The sequence below is a fragment of the Burkholderia sp. 3C genome (assembly GCF_054589155.1).
This window is the reverse complement of the sequence record NZ_BAAILN010000068.1, coordinates 14,507-33,983: the sequence shown is the minus strand read 5'-3', so window position 1 is coordinate 33,983 and position 19,477 is coordinate 14,507. Positions and strand designations below refer to the sequence as shown.

At 65.1% G+C, this 19,477-nt stretch carries 17 protein-coding genes and 1 tRNA gene; 12 read left to right on the top strand and 6 right to left on the bottom strand.

The features are described from left to right. Nucleotides 1-137: 137 nt before the first annotated feature. Both ACYP33_RS12430 and ACYP33_RS12425 read right to left on the bottom strand, forming a co-directional pair. A complete protein-coding gene (locus ACYP33_RS12430) occupies nucleotides 138-1,109 on the bottom strand; it encodes a cupin domain-containing protein (RefSeq protein ID WP_459621992.1) in 972 nt (323 codons plus the stop codon). A gap of 212 nt (nucleotides 1,110-1,321) precedes the next feature. Beyond that, nucleotides 1,322-2,170, bottom strand: a complete 849-nt coding sequence (locus ACYP33_RS12425; protein ID WP_459621991.1) for a lytic transglycosylase domain-containing protein — start codon at nucleotides 2,168-2,170, stop codon at nucleotides 1,322-1,324. 222 nt (nucleotides 2,171-2,392) lie between these two features. Between ACYP33_RS12425 and ACYP33_RS12420 the strand changes: the two genes are divergently transcribed. The 3 genes from ACYP33_RS12420 to ACYP33_RS12410 all read left to right on the top strand — a co-directional run bounded on the left by ACYP33_RS12420 (nucleotide 2,393) and on the right by ACYP33_RS12410 (nucleotide 6,279). Then, a tRNA-Ser gene (locus tag ACYP33_RS12420) sits at nucleotides 2,393-2,482 on the top strand. A gap of 245 nt (nucleotides 2,483-2,727) precedes the next feature. Further along, nucleotides 2,728-4,728 (top strand): hypothetical protein, encoded by a 2,001-nt coding sequence (locus ACYP33_RS12415; protein ID WP_459621989.1) that lies wholly within the window; start codon nucleotides 2,728-2,730, stop codon nucleotides 4,726-4,728. 417 nt (nucleotides 4,729-5,145) lie between these two features. Continuing rightward, the gene (locus tag ACYP33_RS12410; RefSeq protein WP_459621987.1) at nucleotides 5,146-6,279 is read left to right on the top strand and encodes an extracellular catalytic domain type 1 short-chain-length polyhydroxyalkanoate depolymerase; all 1,134 of its coding nucleotides are present in this window, start codon (nucleotides 5,146-5,148) and stop codon (nucleotides 6,277-6,279) included. A 173-nt stretch (nucleotides 6,280-6,452) separates the two neighbouring features. On the opposite strand, the gene ACYP33_RS12405 is transcribed toward ACYP33_RS12410, so the two are convergent. From ACYP33_RS12405 to acs, 4 genes are all read right to left on the bottom strand, one after another. After that, entirely contained in the window at nucleotides 6,453-6,716 is a 264-nt protein-coding gene (locus tag ACYP33_RS12405) for a PAAR domain-containing protein (RefSeq protein WP_459621985.1), read from the bottom strand. Nucleotides 6,717-7,100: 384 nt separating this feature from the next. Next, entirely contained in the window at nucleotides 7,101-9,116 is a 2,016-nt protein-coding gene (locus ACYP33_RS12400) for a sodium:solute symporter family protein (RefSeq protein WP_459621983.1), read from the bottom strand. After that, nucleotides 9,110-9,565 (bottom strand): DUF4212 domain-containing protein, encoded by a 456-nt coding sequence (locus ACYP33_RS12395; protein ID WP_459621981.1) that lies wholly within the window; start codon nucleotides 9,563-9,565, stop codon nucleotides 9,110-9,112. Before ACYP33_RS12395 ends, ACYP33_RS12400 begins: the two co-directional genes overlap by 7 nt. A 142-nt stretch (nucleotides 9,566-9,707) precedes the next feature. After that, a complete protein-coding gene (acs, locus tag ACYP33_RS12390) occupies nucleotides 9,708-11,690 on the bottom strand; it encodes an acetate--CoA ligase (protein ID WP_414451400.1) in 1,983 nt (660 codons plus the stop codon). A gap of 344 nt (nucleotides 11,691-12,034) precedes the next feature. Here acs and ACYP33_RS12385 point away from each other — a divergent pair, with 344 nt between their 5' ends. The 9 genes from ACYP33_RS12385 (at nucleotide 12,035) to ACYP33_RS12345 (ending at nucleotide 19,411) form a co-directional block, all read left to right on the top strand. Beyond that, on the top strand, nucleotides 12,035-12,940 hold the full coding sequence (locus tag ACYP33_RS12385; RefSeq protein WP_414451399.1) for a DMT family transporter: 906 nt from the start codon (nucleotides 12,035-12,037) through the stop codon (nucleotides 12,938-12,940). Nucleotides 12,941-13,112: 172 nt separating this feature from the next. After that, nucleotides 13,113-13,688, top strand: a complete 576-nt coding sequence (locus ACYP33_RS12380; RefSeq protein WP_414442595.1) for a TIGR00645 family protein — start codon at nucleotides 13,113-13,115, stop codon at nucleotides 13,686-13,688. Nucleotides 13,689-13,759: 71 nt separating this feature from the next. Then, nucleotides 13,760-15,283 carry a fumarate hydratase gene (locus tag ACYP33_RS12375; protein ID WP_414442596.1) on the top strand — a complete coding sequence of 508 codons (1,524 nt, stop codon included), beginning with the start codon at nucleotides 13,760-13,762 and terminating at the stop codon, nucleotides 15,281-15,283. 172 nt (nucleotides 15,284-15,455) lie between these two features. Further along, the gene (bfr, locus tag ACYP33_RS12370; RefSeq protein WP_414442597.1) at nucleotides 15,456-15,932 is read left to right on the top strand and encodes a bacterioferritin; all 477 of its coding nucleotides are present in this window, start codon (nucleotides 15,456-15,458) and stop codon (nucleotides 15,930-15,932) included. Nucleotides 15,933-15,980: 48 nt separating this feature from the next. Next, nucleotides 15,981-16,853: a glutamate racemase gene (gene murI / locus ACYP33_RS12365; protein ID WP_459621976.1), complete on the top strand. Its 873-nt coding sequence runs from the start codon at nucleotides 15,981-15,983 to the stop codon at nucleotides 16,851-16,853. A 169-nt stretch (nucleotides 16,854-17,022) separates the two neighbouring features. After that, nucleotides 17,023-17,259 (top strand): (2Fe-2S)-binding protein, encoded by a 237-nt coding sequence (locus ACYP33_RS12360; RefSeq protein WP_414442599.1) that lies wholly within the window; start codon nucleotides 17,023-17,025, stop codon nucleotides 17,257-17,259. A gap of 219 nt (nucleotides 17,260-17,478) precedes the next feature. Then, a complete protein-coding gene (locus tag ACYP33_RS12355; protein ID WP_459621974.1) occupies nucleotides 17,479-18,186 on the top strand; it encodes an energy transducer TonB in 708 nt (235 codons plus the stop codon). A 57-nt stretch (nucleotides 18,187-18,243) separates the two neighbouring features. Further along, nucleotides 18,244-18,978: a MotA/TolQ/ExbB proton channel family protein gene (locus ACYP33_RS12350; RefSeq protein WP_414442601.1), complete on the top strand. Its 735-nt coding sequence runs from the start codon at nucleotides 18,244-18,246 to the stop codon at nucleotides 18,976-18,978. A 13-nt stretch (nucleotides 18,979-18,991) separates the two neighbouring features. Beyond that, on the top strand, nucleotides 18,992-19,411 hold the full coding sequence (locus tag ACYP33_RS12345; RefSeq protein WP_459621971.1) for an ExbD/TolR family protein: 420 nt from the start codon (nucleotides 18,992-18,994) through the stop codon (nucleotides 19,409-19,411). Nucleotides 19,412-19,477 lie beyond the last annotated feature (66 nt).

Genomic DNA, 19,477 nt, shown 5'->3' with positions numbered 1-19,477 from the left:
CGTGTGCCGTGTGCCGTGTGCCGTGTGCCGTGTGCCGTGTGCCGTGTGCCGTGTGCCGTGTGCCGTGTGCCGTGTGCCGTGTGCCGTGTGCCGTAACGGACGGCGGCCGGCCCAGCCGGCCGGTAACGCACCGCGAATCAGACCACCTCGCCCTCCGGCTGCGCGCCGCGCTCACGTTCGCGGCTTTGCGTACGCCATTGCGCCGGGGTCAGCCCGGTTTGCCGTTTGAAGACGCGCTGGAACGCCGCGTCCGACTGATAGCCGACGCGCTCGCCGATCTCCGCCACGGCCATGGTGCCCTCGGCCAGCATGCGTCCCGCCATCGTCATGCGGATCTCGGTCAGCAGGTCGCTGGCCGAACGGCCGATCGCCTCGTCGAAATGACGCGCGAAGGTGGCACGCGACATATGACAAAGCGCCGCCAGCTCAGGCAGCGACCACGGATGCTCGGGCGCGTCGAACATCGCCGACAGCGCCGGCTGCAGGCGCGGGCGCGCCGCCAGCGCCAGCAACCCGCGCGGCGGCTCGCCCGATTCGCTTGCAAAACGCATCGCCAGCGCGAACAGCGCGCCCGACAGGTGATTGACGAGCGCCATGCTGCCGGGGCCGAGTTCGTTCGCCTCCTCGCGCATCAGCTCGACGAGCCGCGTCAGCCGGTTGCCCGCCGGCGCGTCGCCCGCCTCGTTCGACCCGTTCGCCGTGCGGATCAGCAAGCGGCCCGGCAGATGATCGCGGATCAACTGGCGCGGCATGGCGGGCAGCAGGAAGCGGCCGCAAAGCACGTCGGCCGGCGCGCCGCCGCCCTGGTTCGACACCAGCTCGAAACCGGCGACGAACTGTTTCGTCGATGGGATCGACTGCGCGCCGCTGCCGTCGTGCAGCACGTGCTCCACCCCCGACGGCAGCATCAGGATATCGCCGGGCCGCATCGTCAGCGGCGGGCCGGCGCCATCCTCGAACAGCGCCTCGCCGCTCAACAGCACGTGATAGTGGATTTCGCGCGCGGTGCCCTCCGCTCCTTCGATGCGCCACGGCGCACCGAGATGACAGCGCGCGTCGAGTTGCCCGCTGACGGGCATCAGGTCCAGCAGGCGACTCAGCAGATCCATCGGGGAGGTCCGGTTGAGGTGGATGAGGTTGCTTTGTTCGTCGCATTAAATGAGACGAATGGGCATATCTTATCGAAATAATATCACTAAACACCTCATTTCGTGTGAGGTGTCGGTTACGTTGATCAGAAAATCGGCGGTCCCAATGACAACACCCGCGCGGTCGCTCAAAGCGAACGCGCGGGTGACGGGGTACAACGCTTCGGGGTGGATCAGGCCGTGGCGAGGCCCGATTGCTGGGCGGCCTGCATGACCTTCTGCACGTAGGTCGGGTCGCCGGTGCCGGCCGGCGTCGAATTGAGGTTGGCGAGATCGACCCCGTTCGGGCCAGAGTTGTAGGCGCGCAGGGCCGCGCCCATGTTGCCGCCGAACTGCGTCGAGAGATCCTTCATGTAGGCCGCGCCGGCGCGGATATTGTCGGCCGGGTTCGAGATGTCGCCGCCGCCGTACTTCTGGAATTCGTTCGGGCCGAGCTGCATCAGGCCGCCGCCCGGCGTGTTGGCGATGCCCTTCGACTCCTGCCAGATCTGGCCGGCGATGATGCCGGGCGGCACGCTCGTCGCCTGCGAGGCCGAGGCGATCTCGTTCTTGTACTGGCTCGCGACCTGCTGCGGCGTCATATCGCCGCCCGATGCCGCGGGCGTCGATTGCACGGCTGTGCTGGCGGCCGGGTCGGTCGAGGCAGCCGGGGGCGCCGACGTTGCCGCGGCGCTCGGCGTGGACGAATCGGCTGCCGCCGGCGTGGACGGGGCAGCCGTGGCGCTGCCGTCGCCGGTGCCTGCGGCGGGTGAGCCTGAGCCTGCACCGGGCGTAGCCGCCAGCGACTGCGGCGCCGCGCCACCGCTGTCCGGGAACGACGGCATGCCGCCTGCCCCGCCGCCACTGCCTGCCGATGGCGAATTGTTGTCCCCGAGCTTCGAGAACATCTGCAAGGCGGCGATCAGCTCCTGGATGATTTGCTCGATCTTGGCCAAGGCCTGAAGCGCCTGCGGGTTTCCGGCGCCGGAACCCTGCAGCGAATCGAGACTGTTCGACCCGACGGAATCGACGGACAACGACATGGGCATCCTCCTTGATGGATGGCGCTGCAATGAAGCGTGCGATGCCGTCACTGTAGGGGCCGAGCCGACGTGGCAACCGCTCGGTGCGAAGCGTTCGCCGGAAATGCGAAATGCGTCGGGATGCGGGATGGGAGCGAGACGAAGCGGTATCGGATCGTGTGGGCGAACGCCGCGAGGGAGTGGCAAGACGCTTGAGGAGTCTGCTATACTCTCGCTCTTGTTGGAGAGATGGATGAGCGGTTTAAGTCGCACGCCTGGAAAGCGTGTATAGGTTAATACCTATCCGGGGTTCGAATCCCCGTCTCTCCGCCAGAATTAATCAAAAACCCCAGTAAATTCAATAATTTACTGGGGTTTTTGTTTTCAGGCCATCAGTTGGTCCATCGCTCGCTTACAGCCTGTCAACCTAGACTCGACGGCCAAACGGTACTGATAGGTCCCCGCCCCGCACAAAGCGTTGCATCGCACGCTTGGGTCCAGCCGAGCCGAGTCTCGACGGTCTGCGAGACTCGAGCCCCCATCTCGACGCCGGAGCCGGTGTCGCATCGATACGCGTTGTGTACGCCGCCGTATTTGCGATCCCGCTCAAGCCCATTAACGACGAACTGGTGAAATCGGTGGCCGATATCACGCCGGCGACTCTCCGTCTCGCCCGCAGGAAAACAATGCGTCAAATGCAGTTGTTGTCATCAGCGTCCAGATATCATTCGATGGCGATAAATTGGGACCAGCGGCATTCTCCCGGTTCGATATCGATTTCCAATAAAGCAACGCTCGGGATAACAAAAGGAACCATGAAACAAAAGCTGACTCGCTTTTTCTCAGGATTCGTCCTCATTGCCGTAACGGTCGGTGCACACGCTCAAGGAACCAGCCTGGGCGTCACAGTCTCGGGCGTATCTGCACCGATTCCTGTCGAGTGGGGTGGGACGGGAGCGACGACGGCCGTTGGGGCGACAGGTCAACTGCAATACTCGGCCCCATTCTCGGGAGCGGTTCCGCGTTCGCTGACGAACAAGTTTCAGGACACGCTCAACCTGAAGGATTTTGGCGCGACCTGTAACGGAACCGGAACGGGAGACGAAACCGCACTGACTAACGCATTCGCCGCTCTCGCGCCTGGCTTGACACTCACACTTCCTGCTGGTACGTGCGTTTTCACGACGGCGAAGGTTCTGCCCGTCATCAGCAATGCCGGGATCGTCGGAGCGGGTAGCGGACAGACAGTGCTGCTCTATACGGGTTCCGATACCGCCAACGACCTGATCAAGATCGGCAATGGCACCGCGTCGCTGACGGGCTGGCTGGTGAAAGGCTTTTCCCTCCAGAGCAACACGAAGATGACAGGGGGTGCCGCGCTGCACATGATGCGCATGCAGAACGGCAACCGAATAGAAGACGTGAACGTGGGCATGTTCGGGGCGAGCACGAACAACCTGCATAACGGCGTCTGGCTGGATAACGTCAACGTATTCAAATATGACAATTTTAGTATCAGTGTCCAGAATGAAGGCTTGATGATGAATGGTTCTGCCACCTCCAGCGAAGGCAGTGATATTTTCCTGGACAATGGCTCGATTACTTTTTCCGCAATCGGTTATCACGTAGGCGGTGGTCAGGGCGGCATTTATTTCGGGAAAGTGCTGGCCTTCGGTAATGGCGTTAATTTTCAGATCGACAACTTGCTCGCTGCGCAGAAAAACCGCGAGATCTTCTTTAGCGACCTGTCAGTGTCCGACGGTTCCAGCTCGTACGGCGTCTGGTTCAACGATTCGCTGACCAGCAATGCGCCAGTGGTGATGAACGGCGCGTACGGCTCGGCGGGGCTCATCGGGCCCATGCTCAACGTGGCGGAAATTTACGTAGAGAAATGGCCAAACGGCCGTATCAGCATGGGCCCGGGCCAACTCTACAATGCGACGGGGGACGGACTGCTTGTAGACGACACGTCTACCCAGATTGCCATTGATCCTTCCAGATATATTTTCAATAACACGGGTTATGGGATCAACGCGACTTCTCCAGACAGCCAGATCTCCAATCTGTCGCAGTTCATGCAATTGAACGGATCAGGAAATTATTCGCCCAACGTGCACCTGACTCCGTTTTCGGTTGCCTCAAGCGTTGAGTTTGGCTCAAGCGTTTCGGTTGCATCCACCCTTTCGGTCAAATCGGTCAGCGGGACAAGCAGCCTGACCATCGACAACGCAGGCATGCAGCAGAGCGTTGTCCTTTTCAACGATACCGGTTCAAATAAATGGCAGTTGGGAGAGAACATCAACGACCATTTTTTTGCATACGACACATCCGCCAACAAGTACGTGTGGGATATGCCGTCAGGCGGCCCGCTGACCGTCACGCCCATGGTGGCCGTCGCGGGCGGCCTTCAGTTGCCGCTCTCGACGGTCGCCGCGTTGCCAACCTGCAATAGCACCAATAAGGCCTTGATGTATGCCGTCTCTGATGCCACATCGCCAACATACAACGGTGCATTGACGGGCGGCGGTACGGTATCGGTGCCAGTCTATTGCAACGGCAGCACCTGGACCGCCCACTAATCCCCTGAGAATCCTCCGGCCGCAATAGCGGCATGCATTCCCAAGCCCGCTATTTGCGGGCTTTTTACTTTGGGCGCGAAGCCTGCGTCCTGCGAATGGTTCGGCGCGCCGATACTTTCAAGCCTCCCGCCGCATTTCGCCCACCATCAACCCGCCAACCAGCCGCTACCGCTCGGCAAGCCGCTTGCGCACTTCTCGGCGTTTTTCGAGCCACGCGGTCCACCTCACGACCGTCCCTGCGCGGCAGGCGCGCCAGCATCAACTTGAACCAACCCGCCTCCACAATTCCGCGCATGGTTCAGTTCAACGAGACGCCGGCCGTCCCACCCCGATACCCACCTCCGTCCTCGTGTATCGTCGTAGCTCGTCAACCGATTCGGCACTGACGATGCCCCTCACGAGCCCCGCCGCCCGATCATGCCCCGTCGTCGATCCGCCAGCACCTGGCTCAAGCTGCTCAGTGCGTTCTCCACGCTGGCGACCCACAAGCCGAAGCGTCGCGCGGCCGCCAAGCCGTCGAAATCGGCGGCGAAGCGCGCACCCGCGCCGCTCAAGCGAGCAGGCAGCACGCCGACCGCGAAACCGGCCGCGCCGAAATCCGCCAAGCCGGCGGGCACGCAACGTGCCTCACGCGCCCACCCCACGCTGTCAGCGCGCGGCGTCTGGACCCGCTCGTTCCACTCGGCCCGGCCCGCGCCCGGCCAACTCGTCAATCACCTGACCTACCTGCTCTACCAGCCACCCGGCGCGGCGCACGACGGGCCGCTCGTGGTGATGCTGCACGGCTGCAAGCAGACCGCCGAAGCGTTTGCGCTCGGCACCCGGATCGACCGCCTCGCCGACCGGCACGGCTTCTCCGTCCTGCTGCCGGAGCAGTCGACCGGCCGGCATGCGCATCGCTGCTGGAACTGGTTCGATCCGCCCGTGCCGGCGGCCGGCTCGGACGCGGATGCGGTCGGCTCGCTGGTGCGCGCGACGATCGAACGGCACGGCTTCGATCCGGCGCGTATCTATCTGGCCGGCATGTCGGCCGGCGCGGGGCTGGCCGCGCAACTCGCGCTGCACGAGCCGTCGCTGTTCGCGGCGCTCGGCCTGCATTCCGGCGCGGTGGCCGGGGCCGCGCATTCGACGATCAATGCGCTGCACGTCATGCAACGCGGCAGCCGCGACGATCCGGTCGCGCTAATCGACGCCATGGTGGCGGTCGAACGTCATCCGGGCATGCCGGTGCTGATCGTGCACGGCGAACTCGACGGCGTGGTCGCGAAGGTCAACGCCGATCAGGCGGCACGTCAGTGGTTGCGGGTCAACGGGATGCTCGACGCGAACGGCGACGAAACGAACGGCACGCGCGTGCTGGCCGAGCACGGCGACCGGCTTGTGGTGGATTACCGCCGCAGCCGCCGCACCATCGTGCGGGTATGCATGGTGCGCGGCCTCGGCCACGCCTGGAGCGGCGGCGACGAGCGCTTGCCGTTCAACTCCGCGCGCGGGCCGGATGCGAGTGCCTTGATGTGGTCGTTCTTCCGGACACGCCGACGCGAGCGCTGAACCCGGGCGGTCGAATCATCATCGATATCGAATGGCGCTGCCGCGATGCCCGCACTCGGCGGCATGCGAGAAGTGGAAAGCCGACGCGCCACGTACGCCCCCAGCGGCGGCGCAATACGTGGCAAATACGTGGCAAGCCTGTCGCTCGATCCGACAGGCCAGCCGAACCAACCCTAAGCGTTGCCGAACGTCGTCAGCGTCGATTGCAGCGTGGCGCCGCAGCTCGTCTTGTGTCCGTCGAACGCCACGGCGCGGCCGCCGACCGTGAAATTCTCGTTGCCCTCGACGATCACGCAGCCCTGATGGCCGGCGATCGGGCAGATGCACACGTCGCCCACCCGCGCGACCGGTTTGCCTTCGACCAGCAGGCTCGAATCTCCGGTTTCGACCATCCCGCCGTGGCTCGTCGGATCGCCGACGCGAATCACGTTTTTCACGCGTTTTCTCCCATGATTTTCAGTTTCCACCGCACGCCGGCCGCTCTCTCGGCCAACGCGGGCACTCACACGTCACACGGAATCGATGACGACATCCGGCGGCCGGCCACAATACCACGCTGGCCGCAGCGCATGAATCGTGGGGGCATCACGGCATGATCGGCAACGACGGCGCATCGAATACGCGCTCCCCCATGTCAACGCGTGCGGCTGCTCGCTCAAGCGCAGCAATGACGGAAAGACATAACGCGCACGACGCCATCAACGGAATGGCCCCCTCACGCGTCGAGATCGGCTTGCGTCATCCATGCCGGCTCGCCGCGTTTCAGGCGGCCGAGCGAAATCCGCACCACTTGCCCGCCTTCAGCGCAGCCGCGCACCGCCTCAAGGATGCCGAATGTAATCCACCAACGCCTCGGTATAAGCATCCGGCCGTTTGTCGAGCAAGCTCACGCCAATCGCGGCGGCAAACCCGGCCGGCACGCCGAACACACCGGAACTGATCGGTTCGATGCCGAACCAGGTCGGCCCGGCAAACCCGGTCAATTGCGTGAAGAACGGATAGGTCGACAGGATGTACCAGATGCATACGCCCAATCCGGTCACCATGCCGGCCACCGCGCCGCGCGTGGTGGTGCGTTTCCAGAACACGGCGAGCACCAGGACCGGAAAGAAGCTCGATGCGGCCAGCGAAAACGCCGCGCCCACCAGAAACAGGATCTTGCCGGTATTGAGCGAAGCCACGTAGGACGCGAACAATGCGACGCCGAGCAGCAGCACCTTCGAGATCGTCACGCGCCGCTGCGCCGACGCATCGGGCATGACCATGTGGTAGTAGACGTCGTGCGACAGCGTATTGGCGATCGTCAGCAGCAGCCCGTCGGCGGTCGACAGCGCCGCGGCCAGCGCGCCCGCCGCCATCAGCCCCGACATCACGTACGGCAACCCCGAAATCTCGGGCGCGGCCAGCACCACGATGTCGGGCTGCATCTGAATGTCGGACCAGTGCACGATGCCGTCGCGAATCACATCCACCACGCCGATCAGGTCCGGCTCGAAATGCTGCCATTGCGTGACCCAGGACGGCATCTCGGCGAACGGCTGCCCGACCAAGTGCGCGAGGATCTCGAACTTGATCAGCACCGCGAGCACCGGCACGGTCAGGTAGAACAGCGCGATGAAGAACAGTGTCCAGCCGACCGAGCGGCGCGCCGAGGCCACCGAGGTGGTGGTGTTGTAGCGCGTCAGGATGTGCGGCAGGCTCGCCGTGCCGAGCGACAGGCACAGCAGCAGCGCAAGGAAGTTGCGCTTGCGCGGGCGCTGCTCGTCGTCGGTGGCCGACGGGAATGGCACGTGCATCGGCAGCGGCACGGCCGCGCGCGCCAGCAGCTCGTCGCGGGCCTGCTCCCACACCACGCGCGCCGCGGCCGGATCGCGCGGGAATTCGGCCAGCTCGCGCTCGCGCTGGTTGATCTCCCTGAGCGGCCCGTTGCGCCGGCGCAGCGCCGCCAGTTCGTCGACCAACTGCGTGCGCGCCTCGCCGTAAGAGCCCGGCAGCCGGTCGAGGCGGCCCTGCAAGGCGCCCGCGCGCTGCCGGAACGCCTCGCGCACGGCGCGCTCGTCGGCCGAATCGCGCACCTCGGCCTCCAGCACCTCCACCTTCGTCATGAGCTTGCCGTAGTTCGCCTGCGGCAGCGGCCCGAGGCCGTTTTTCATCGCGATCAACGACACCGGAATCAGAAACGCGGCGATCAGAATCACGTACTGCGCCACCTGGGTCCAAGTCACGGCGCGCATGCCGCCCAGAAACGAGCACACCAGAATGCCGGCCAGCCCGCAGAAGATCCCGATCGCGAAATCGACGCCGATGAAACGCGTGGCGATCAGCCCGATCCCCTGGATCTGCGCGACCAGATAGACGAACGAGCAGAGGATCGCCGCGCCGGCCGCCAACGCACGCACCAGCGTGCTCGAATAGCGGGTGCCGAGGAAATCGGGGATGGTGTAGCGCGCCAGCTTGCGCACGTACGGCGCGAGCAGGAACGCCACCAGGCAGAACCCGCCGGTCCAGCCCATCAGGTAGGCGAGCGCATCGTAGCCGGTGGCGTAGAGCGAGCCGGCCAGCCCGATGAACGACGCGGCGGACAACCAGTCGGCCGCGGTCGCCATGCCGTTGAATGCCGATGGCACGCGCCGCCCGGCCACGTAGTACTCGACCAGATCCGAGGTGCGCGAGAGCAGGCCGATCACGGCATACACGGCGATCGGCACGAACAGGAACACATAGCCGATCCAGACGCCCGGCCCGGTCGAGCGCTCGATGCGCCAGAGCAGCAGCACGAACGCGAGAAAGCCGACGGTATAGAGCGCGTAGGCGCGGATCAGGCGGCGGGTCAGCATGGGCGGCCCGTCGTGTCGGTGTGCTTGTCGTGCATGCGGCGTGTGACGCCCGGTTCCGCCGATTCGGGCTCGCCACCCTGCCCTGTGTCGAACGCCGCGTAGTCACGCCGCAGCGTGCGGTCGGCGCGCTGCATCAGCAGCACGTAGACGGCGATCAGCAACAGATAGATCAGGATCGCGCCCTGCGCGCCGAGATAGAACGGCAGGCTGAAACCCGCGAAGCGCAGCCCGGCCAGCGCCGGCGCGAAAAACGGCACGACGAACGACACGCCGAAGCCGATCGTCATCAGCACCGCGATCAGGATCAGATTGAAGCGCCAGTAGCGCGCATGGGCGCGCGCGAGCCCCGCCGGCACCGGTGGCGGCTCGATGCGATGCGGGAACGCAGACGAAGGCGTCGAGGGCGAGGGTGGCGTCGGGGCCACGGGCGGGCGCGAGGAAGCGGACATCCGCTTATCTAACAAAAAAGCCCCGGTGCGGGCAATCGGGATTGAATCGGGATTGCCGCGCCGGGGCGCATGCCGGGTGGAACCCGGCGGTACAAATGGCCGACCGCATGATGGCCGACCGAATGAACGGTCGGCCGGCCGTTCAGCGCACCTCGCCCAGTTGGTCGAGGATCGAGGGATTTTCGAGCGTCGAGGTGTCCTGCGTAATCGGCTCGCCCTTCGCGAGCGAACGCAGCAGGCGGCGCATGATCTTGCCCGAACGGGTTTTCGGCAGGTTGTCGCCGAAGCGGATGTCCTTCGGCTTCGCGATCGGGCCGATTTCCTTGCCGACCCAGTCGCGCAGCGCCTTGGCGATCTGCTGCGCTTCCTCGCCTTCCGGACGCGTGCGCTTGAGCACCACGAAGGCGACCACGGCCTCGCCGGTCGTGTCGTCCGGGCGGCCCACCACGGCCGCCTCGGCCACCAGTTCGTGCGACACCAGCGCCGATTCGATCTCCATCGTGCCGAGCCGGTGGCCCGACACGTTCAGCACGTCGTCGATGCGGCCCATGATCGTGAAATAGGCGCTGTCCTTGTCGCGCACGGTGCCGTCGCCGGCCAGGTACAGCGTGCCGCCCAGTTCATCGGGGAAGTAGCTCTTCTTGAAGCGCTCCGGATCGCCCCAGATGGTGCGCGCCATCGCAGGCCACGGCCGCTTGACGACCAGGATGCCGCCCTGCCCGTTCGGCACGTCCTGGCCGGTTTCGTCGACCACCGCCGCGGCGATGCCCGGCAGCGGCAGCGTGCACGAACCCGGCACGGTGGGCGTGGCGCCCGGCAGCGGCGTGATCATGTGGCCGCCCGTTTCGGTCTGCCACCAGGTGTCGACGATCGGGCAGCGTTCGCCGCCGACGTTCTTGTGATACCAGATCCACGCTTCCGGGTTGATCGGCTCGCCCACCGTGCCAATGATGCGCAGGCTCGACAGGTCGTAAGCCTTCGGATGCACGGCCTCGTCGGCCTCGGCCGCCTTGATCAGCGAGCGGATGGCGGTGGGGGCCGTGTAGAAGATCGTGACCTTGTGGTCGGCGATCATCTTCCAGAAACGGCCCGCGTTCGGGTAGGTCGGCACGCCCTCGAACACCACCTGGGTCGCGCCGGTCGCCAGCGGCCCGTACGTGATGTAGGTGTGGCCGGTGATCCAGCCGATGTCGGCCGTGCACCAGAACACGTCGTCGGGCTTCCAGTCGAACGTCCACTTCATGGTTTGCGCAGCCCACAGCAGGTAGCCGCCCGTGCTGTGCTGCACGCCCTTCGGCTTGCCGGTGGAACCCGACGTATACAGGATGAACAGCGGATGCTCGGCGCTGACCCATTCGGGTTCGCACACGTCCGACTGGTTCGCGACCAGCTCGTGCATCCACAGGTCGCGGCTGTCGTCCCAGGCGACCTTGCCGCCCGTGCGGCGATAGACGATCACGCTCTTGACCGCCTCGCAGCCGCCCATCGCGAGCGCTTCGTCGGCAATGCTCTTGAGCGGCAGCGTCTTGCCGCCGCGCAGTTGTTCGTCGGCCGTGATCAGCGCGCTGGCGCCCACGTCAACCAGGCGCTCGTTCAGCGATTTCGACGAGAAGCCGCCGAACACCACCGAGTGCGTCGCGCCGATCCGCGCGCAGGCCTGCATCGCGACGATGCCTTCGATCGACATCGGGATATAGATGACGACGCGGTCTCCCTTGCCGATGCCGCGCTGCCTGAGCGCGTTGGCGAAGCGCGAGACGCGGCCGAGCAGGTCGGCGTAGGTGACGCGCGTGACGGTGCCGTCGTCGGCCTCGAACACGATCGCGACGCGCTCGCCGAGGCCGGCCGCGACGTGGCGGTCCAGGCAGTTGTAGGACGCGTTCAGTTCGCCGTCCTCGAACCACTTGTAGAACGGCGCGTTCGATTCGTCGAGCACGGTCGCGAACGGCTTGTGCCAGTCGAGCGTCTCGCGGGCGAGACGCGCCCAGAAGCCTTCGTAATCGCGACCGGCTTCGTCGACCAGGGCCTGATACGCGGCCATGCCGGAAATGGTGGCCGCCTGTTCGACAGCGGCGGGTGGAGCAAACTGACGGCGTTCGTGCAGAACCGATTCAATCGCAGACATCGACAACCCCTTGATGAAGGTGAAACTCACTGCATGACGGCGCGTGTGGATGCGCCGCTTCCACGGCGCGCGGGGCGCCGTGCCTCCTGAACTGCAGGCGCCGCCGGTCGGGGCCGGGCGGCGCACGGTACTGCTGGTGTCTGATTGGTGCTTGTTGGTACTTGTGTTTCCGGCTTCGCGCGCCCGGCGGGATGTTGCAGCGCCGCATCGCGCGACGCCGCCGCGCTCGAGCGTGCGTCTCGACACGATAAGCTCTCGAACTTACCTGTCTCTTACGCCCGCCGGCCTGAGCGACCCGCGCGGGCCGCTACAATCCTAACTGAACTCAACGCCCGGACTCCAGTTTGAATCGCTACGCCTTCATCCTCATCCTGTCGATGCTGCTGGTCGGCAGCAATGTCGGCATCGGCAAGACCATCGTGGTCGCCGTGCCCGTCGTGATCCTCGCCACGCTGCGCTTCGTGATCGCCAACGCGGTGCTCTGGCCGCTGTGGAAACCGTCGAAGATGCGCGCCGTGCGCCGCGACGAATGGCTGAACCTGTTCCTGCAGGCGTTCTTCGGCACCTTCATGTTCACGCTGCTGATGCTGATGGGCGTGCAGCGCACCAGCGCCGTGGCGGCCGGCGTGATCACCAGCACGATCCCCGCCGTGGTGGCGCTGTTCGCCTGGCTGTTCCTGCGCGAGCGGCCGAACCGTCGCGCGCTGCTGTCGATCGCGCTGGCGATCGTCGGCGTGGTGGCGATCAACCTCGCCCAGAGCGGCCACGCCGCGGCCAGCGCCCCGGGCCACGAAAGCTCGCTCGTCGGCAACCTGCTGATCCTCGGCGCCGTCTGCTGCGAATCGTTCTACGTGATCCTGTCGCGCCGCCTGACCGAAACGCTGCGCCCGCTCGACATCTGCGCCTACACGCACCTGCTCGGCATGCTGATGATGCTGCCGCTCGGCCTGGCCGCGCTGCCGCATTTCGATTACGCGGCCGTGACGCCCGGCACCTGGGCGCTGATCACCTGGTATGCGCTGTCGGCCAGCATCTTCTCGTTCTGCCTGTGGATGATCGGCATCCGCCACGTGCCGGGCAGCCTGGCCGGGGTGTTCAGCGCCGTGCTGCCGATCTCGGCCGCCATCTACGGCATCGCGTTCCTCGGCGAGCGCCCGACGCTCGCGCACGGCTTCGCGCTGGCCTGCGTCGTCACCGGCATCCTGCTGGCGAGCATGAAGCCGCGCAGTACGCCGAACGCGGCGTCGTAAGCGGCGAGCGAGGCGGCCCGCTTGCCGCACGCCTCGCCCCCCTTCGGCGCCGCCGCGTCCCGAGCCGGCCGCCGCGCTTGCGGCTCGACGCCGCCCCGCGACGTGCGCGTTACAATAGCGCGCCGTTTTTCAGAATCCACCCACGATACTCGCGACTCCAGGCCGCCAGACCATGTCCGCACGCCAGCCCGATCCGCACGCCCGACGCCGCATGAAGCCGCTCCCGGCCCTCATTTTCATGAGCCGCTGGCTGCAGGTGCCGCTCTATCTGGGTCTGATCGTGGCGCAAGGCATCTACGTCTACCTGTTCCTCAAGGAAGTCTGGCACCTGCTCTCGCACGCCGCCTCGCTCGACGAAACCAACGTGATGCTGGCCGTGCTCGGCCTGATCGACGTGGTCATGATCTCGAACCTGCTGATCATGGTGATCGTCGGCGGCTACGAAACCTTCGTCTCGAAGCTCGGCGTGGAAGGCCACCCGGACGAGCCCGAATGGCTCGACCACGTGAACGCGGGCGTGCTGAAGGTCAAGCTGTCGATGGCGCTGATCAGCATCTCCTCGATTCATCTGCTGAAAACCTTCATCGATCCGGACACCCACTCCGAGCGCGCCGTGATGTGGCAGGTGCTGATCCACCTGTCGTTCCTCGTGTCGGCGCTCGTGATGGCCTGGATCGACCGACTGACCACGCAAACGCATCCCAAGCATTTCGACGAGGCGCCGCATGCGCCTCGCGAGCCGGCGTAACAGCCGGCCGTGAGCCGGCACCAGACCGGCCGCACCCGTTTCATTCCAATCGTCCCCACTGAGTCACAGCCATGACCGTCATCAAGCAGGAAGATCTGATCCAGAGCGTCGCGGATTCGCTCCAATACATCAGCTACTACCATCCGCTCGACTACATCGAGGCCCTCGGCCGCGCCTACGAGGCCGAGCAAAGCCCGGCCGCCAAGGACGCGATCGCGCAGATCCTCACCAACAGCCGCATGTGCGCCGAAGGCCGCCGTCCGATCTGCCAGGACACCGGCATCGTGACGATCTTCGTCAAGGTCGGCATGGACGTGCGCTGGGAAGGCGCCACCATGGGCGTCACCGACATGATCAACGAAGGCGTGCGCCGCGGTTACACGCACCCCGACAACGTGCTGCGCGCGTCGATCGTCAGCCCGCCGGAAGGCGCCCGCAAGAACACCAAGGACAACACGCCGGCCGTGATCCACTACGAGATCGTGCCGGGTGACAAGGTGGACGTGCAGGTCGCGGCCAAGGGCGGCGGCTCGGAGAACAAATCGAAGTTCGTGATGCTGAACCCGTCCGATTCGATCGTCGACTGGGTGCTCAAGACCGTGCCGACGATGGGCGCCGGCTGGTGCCCGCCGGGCATGCTCGGGATCGGCATCGGCGGCACCGCCGAGAAGGCGATGCTGATGGCCAAGGAATCGCTGATGGAGTCGATCGACATCCACGACCTGATCAAGCGCGGCCCGAAGGATTGGGCGGAAGAACTGCGCGTCGAGCTGTACGAGAAGGTCAATGCGCTCGGCATCGGCGCGCAGGGCCTGGGCGGCCTGGCCACCGTGCTCGACGTCAAGATCCTGTCGGCACCCACCCACGCGGCCTCGAAGCCGGTCGCGATGATCCCGAACTGCGCGGCCACCCGCCATGCGCACTTCACGCTCGACGGCTCGGGCGTCGCCCGCCTCGATCCGCCGTCGCTCGACGCCTGGCCGAAGGTCAACTGGGAACCGAACACGGAAACCAGCCAGCGCGTCGACCTGAACACGCTGACGCCGGAACAAGTGGCCGGCTGGACACCGGGCCAGACGCTGCTGCTGTCGGGCAAGATGCTGACGGGCCGCGACGCGGCGCACAAGCGCATCGCCGACATGATCGCCAAGGGCGAGCCGCTGCCGGTCGATTTCACGAACCGCGTGATCTATTACGTCGGCCCGGTCGATCCGGTGCGCGACGAGGCGGTCGGCCCGGCCGGCCCGACCACGGCCACCCGCATGGACAAATTCACCGAGATGATGCTCGCGCAAACCGGCCTGATCTCGATGGTCGGCAAGGCCGAGCGCGGCCCGGTGGCGATCGAGGCGATCAAGAAGCACAAGGCCGCCTACCTGATGGCCGTCGGCGGCGCCGCCTACTTGGTGTCGAAGGCGATCCGCCACGCCGAGGTGGTCGCGTTCGAGGACCTCGGCATGGAAGCGATCTACGAGTTCGACGTGGTCGACATGCCGGTGACGGTAGCGGTCGATTCGAGCGGCACGTCGGTGCACCAGACCGGCCCGAAGGAATGGCAGGCAAAGATCGGAAAAATCCCGGTTGCGACGGCATAATGCACCGCTGATTGAGAATGATTTTCAGGCCGGGTTTCAACCCGGCCTTTTTGATTCTTAATCATTCTCATTAAGCAGAAATATTCGAATTTTCAGTGCTTTAGCCCTTGGCAAGCGTAGTTCGAACGTTTATCTTTCGTGTCCGGAACCCACGTTACAGGAAGGAACAGCCATGCAAGGCGATAAGAAAGTTATCGAATTTCTCAACGCACAGTTGAAGAATGAATTGACCGCGATTAACCAGTATTTCCTGCATGCGCGGATGTATCGTCACTGGGGTCTCGAGAAACTCGGCAAGCACGAATACGATGAATCGATCGGCGAAATGAAGCACGCCGACTGGCTGATCGAACGCATTTTCATGCTCGATGGTCTGCCGAACCTGCAAGATCTGCACAAGCTGCTGATCGGCGAGGAAACGGAAGAGATCCTCAAGTGCGACCTGAAGCTCGAGTACATCTCGCAAGGCACCTGCAAGGATGCGATCGCCTACTGCGAATCGGTGCGCGATTATGTCTCGCGCGAGCTGTTCCAGAAGATTCTCGACGACACCGAAGAGCACATCGACTGGCTGGAAACGCAGATCGACCTGGTCGGCAAGGTCGGCATCCAGAACTACCAGCAAACCATGATGGGCTCGCCGACGTAAGCACGTCGTCGTAATATGGCGGATCGCCATCCGCCGCTTCACCCTGCCATGCCCAGCCCCGACTTCGCGTCAGCATCTTCCACCGCCGCTCCGGTCGGCGTGTTCGATTCCGGGCTGGGTGGTCTCTCGGTACTGCGCGCCGTGCGCGCGCTGCTGCCGGACGAATCGTTCATCTATGTCGCCGATTCACGCCACGCACCTTATGGCGAGCGCGACGACGCCTTCATCATCGAACGCACGCTCGCCATCGGCGAGTGGCTGGCCGCGCGCGGCACCAAGGCGCTGGTGGTGGCCTGCAACACCGCCACGGCGCAATCGATCGCGGTGGTGCGCGAAAAACTGTCGATTCCGCTGGTGGGCGTCGAGCCGGGCATCAAGCCGGCCACGCTGGCCTCGGCCAGCCGCGTGGCCGGCGTGCTCGCCACGGCGGCCACGCTGCGCAGCGCCCGCTTTGAATCGCTGATCGAGCGCTACGCCGCCGATTGCCGCTTTCTGCGCCAGCCGGGCCATGGGCTCGTCGAGGCGATCGAGCGCGGCGACACCGGCTCGCCCGAACTGCGCGCGCGGCTCGCCGGCTATCTCGAACCGATGCTGGCCGCCGGAGCCGATACGCTGGTGCTCGGCTGCACCCACTACCCGTTTCTGGACAAGACGATCCGCGAACTGACGCAGGATCGTCTGACCCTCATCGACACGAGCGCGGCCATCGCCCGCCAGCTCGCACGCATCCTCGACGAGCGCGGCCTGCGCGCGCCGGCCGGCACCGTGGCTCAGGCGCCACGCCTGTATTCCACCGACGACGGCCACCGCCTGCAGGCGCTCGCCGCCGCCCTGCTCGACCTCGACGCGGCCGCGGAAACGGTCGTGATCCCGTCGCCGCGCTGCGCCGACCTCGCCGATCCGGCCCTCTCCTCGGCGTAAGCCGGTAGCAAGCCGATGGCGGGCTGCTCCCGCCAGCCCCGCGAGCGGTCATTTTTCCCATATCCCTGCTAAGCATATGGATTAGTTACAAAAAAGCCCGACCCGGGCTTGCCAATGCGGTCAAATATAATGATAATAATTCGCATTAACGTTAGCTACCGCGTTCATCATGATCGTCTGCGTGTGCAAGTCCGTGTCCGACCGAAAGATCCGTGCCTCCCTCGCGGAAGGTGTCGATTCGTTCGATGAGTTGCAGTTCGAGCTCGGCGTCGCCTCCTGCTGCGGCAAATGCGAGGAGTCGGTGCGCGAACTGATGGCCGAACACGGCATCTGCGAAAGCCACTGCGGCGTCACCGCGCACGCGCAACCGGCGCCCATCACGTTCTACGAACGCAAGGCAGCCTGAGCGGCGGCAACGTTATCTCGCGCGGCTCACGGCCGCGCTTTCGTTTGATCATCCGTCAGCGAGCCTGGAAATCGCTAGCCAGCGGCCATTCGCCAAGGAGCTGTGATGGAATTGCTGATCGGATTCGTAACCACCCTGTGCATTTCGTTGCTGATCTTCCGCAAGTGATGCGTTACTCCGCGGCAGGCGCCCAGCGCGTCGCCGCCTAGACTGGCAGACATGCAGGCCTCGACTTCCATCCCGACCGGCGCCGTTTCGGTCGCGCCTCGTTTCAATCGCCGTATCGTCAGAGCGGCCGTCATCGTGGTGCTCGCGCATGCGGCGCTGATCGCCGGCGCGCTGTTGATGCCCGACCAGGATCTGCCCAAGCCCAAGATCGAATCCGCCATGACGGTGCAACTGATTTCGGAGCCCGCTCCGAAGCCCGTCGCGGTCGAATCCAAGCCTACGCCGACACCGCCGAAACCCGTACCGAAGCCCACGCCGAAGCCGCGCCCGGTCGTCAAACCCACACCGCTGCCCATTGCGCAGGCACCGTCCACGCACGCCATCGAAGCGCCCACGCCGACACCCGCGCCGCCGGCGCCGGTCGCCGCACCTACGCCGCCGGCCCCGCCCGCGCCGCGCCCGACGCTCGAAATCGCGGCGCCGAAGGGCGGCGCCTCGGTGTCGTGCCAGATCGTCAAGCCCGATTACCCGACGCTGTCGAAGCGACGCGGCGAAACCGGCACGGCGATGGTCCGCTTCGTGACCGACATCGGCGGCCAGATCGGCGGCGTGTCGCTCGCCAAGAGCAGCGGCTTCCAGCGCCTCGACGACGCCGCGCTCGACGCCGCCCGCGCCTCGACCTGCAAGCCGTACAAGCAGGATGGCCAGGCGATGCGGGCCAGCTATACGGTCCCGTTCAATTTCACGCTCGACGATTGATCGATCGTTCGATCGACACCCGATTCAGTTACACCGGATTCAAACAAAGGAAAGGAAATGCAAAGCTACGGTATCGCGCACGTCTGGGCGCAAGGTGATTTCGTGACACGCGCCATCGCGATCACGCTGCTGGTCATGTCGGTGCTCTCCTGGCTCGTGATCATCGTCAAGGGCTGGAACGTGATGCGGCTCGGCCGCCTGACCAAGAACGCCGAGCAATCGTTCTGGCACTCGGACGAATTCGACAAGGGCGTGCAGAAGCTGCGCGACGCATCGGGCTCCGCGCAGGACAACCCGTTCCTCGCGCTGGCGCTCGCCGGCAAGGAAGCGGCCGAGCACCATCAGCAAACGCAGCCGCACCTGCACGACCGCATGGACGTGTCGGAGTGGGTCACGCGCTGCCTGAAGGACACCATGGACGACGGCGTCGCGCGCCTGCAAAGCGGCCTCGCGATCCTCGCCTCGATCGGCAGCACGGCGCCGTTCGTCGGCCTGTTCGGCACGGTGTGGGGCATCTATCACGCGCTGCTCGTGATCGGCGCCACCGGCCAGACCTCGATCGATCAGGTGGCCGGCCCCGTCGGCGAATCGCTGATCATGACGGCGTTCGGCCTGTTCGTCGCGATTCCCGCCGTGCTCGGCTACAACGCGCTGACGCGTGCGAACAAGGGCGTGGTCACCAAGCTGCGCCGCTTCGCGCACGGCCTGCACGCCTACTTCGTGACGGGTTCGAGCCTCGCCTCGGCCAAGAAGCGCGACGCGATCCGTCTCGCCACCACCCGCGCGAACTGAGCGGAGGCCCACCATGGCAATGAATACCTCGTTCGGCGACGATGACGACGACGGCCTGATGAACGAGATCAACATGACGCCGCTCGTCGACGTCATGCTCGTGCTGCTGATCATCTTCCTCGTCACGCTTCCGGCGATCCATCACGCGGTCAAGATCGACCTGCCGCATGCGAGCAGCCAGAAGGTCGAAGAAAAACCGAAGACCATCGATCTCGCGATCCAGGCCGACGGCAAGGTCACGTGGAACGACCAGCCGGTCAGCACCACCGAACTCGACGCGAAGATCGCCGAGGCCGCGAAGGTCGATCCGCAGCCGGAACTGCATATCCGCGCCGATCACAAGATCGCCTACGAGAACGTGGCGCAGGTGATGTCGGCGGCGCAGGCCGGCGGCCTGACCAAGCTCGGCTTCGTGACCGAAGCGAAGAAATAAGCGCGCGGCGGCCCGCCCGCCCATCGCAAGCAGTCCGAAATGATTTCGTTTCGGCGGCACCAATGG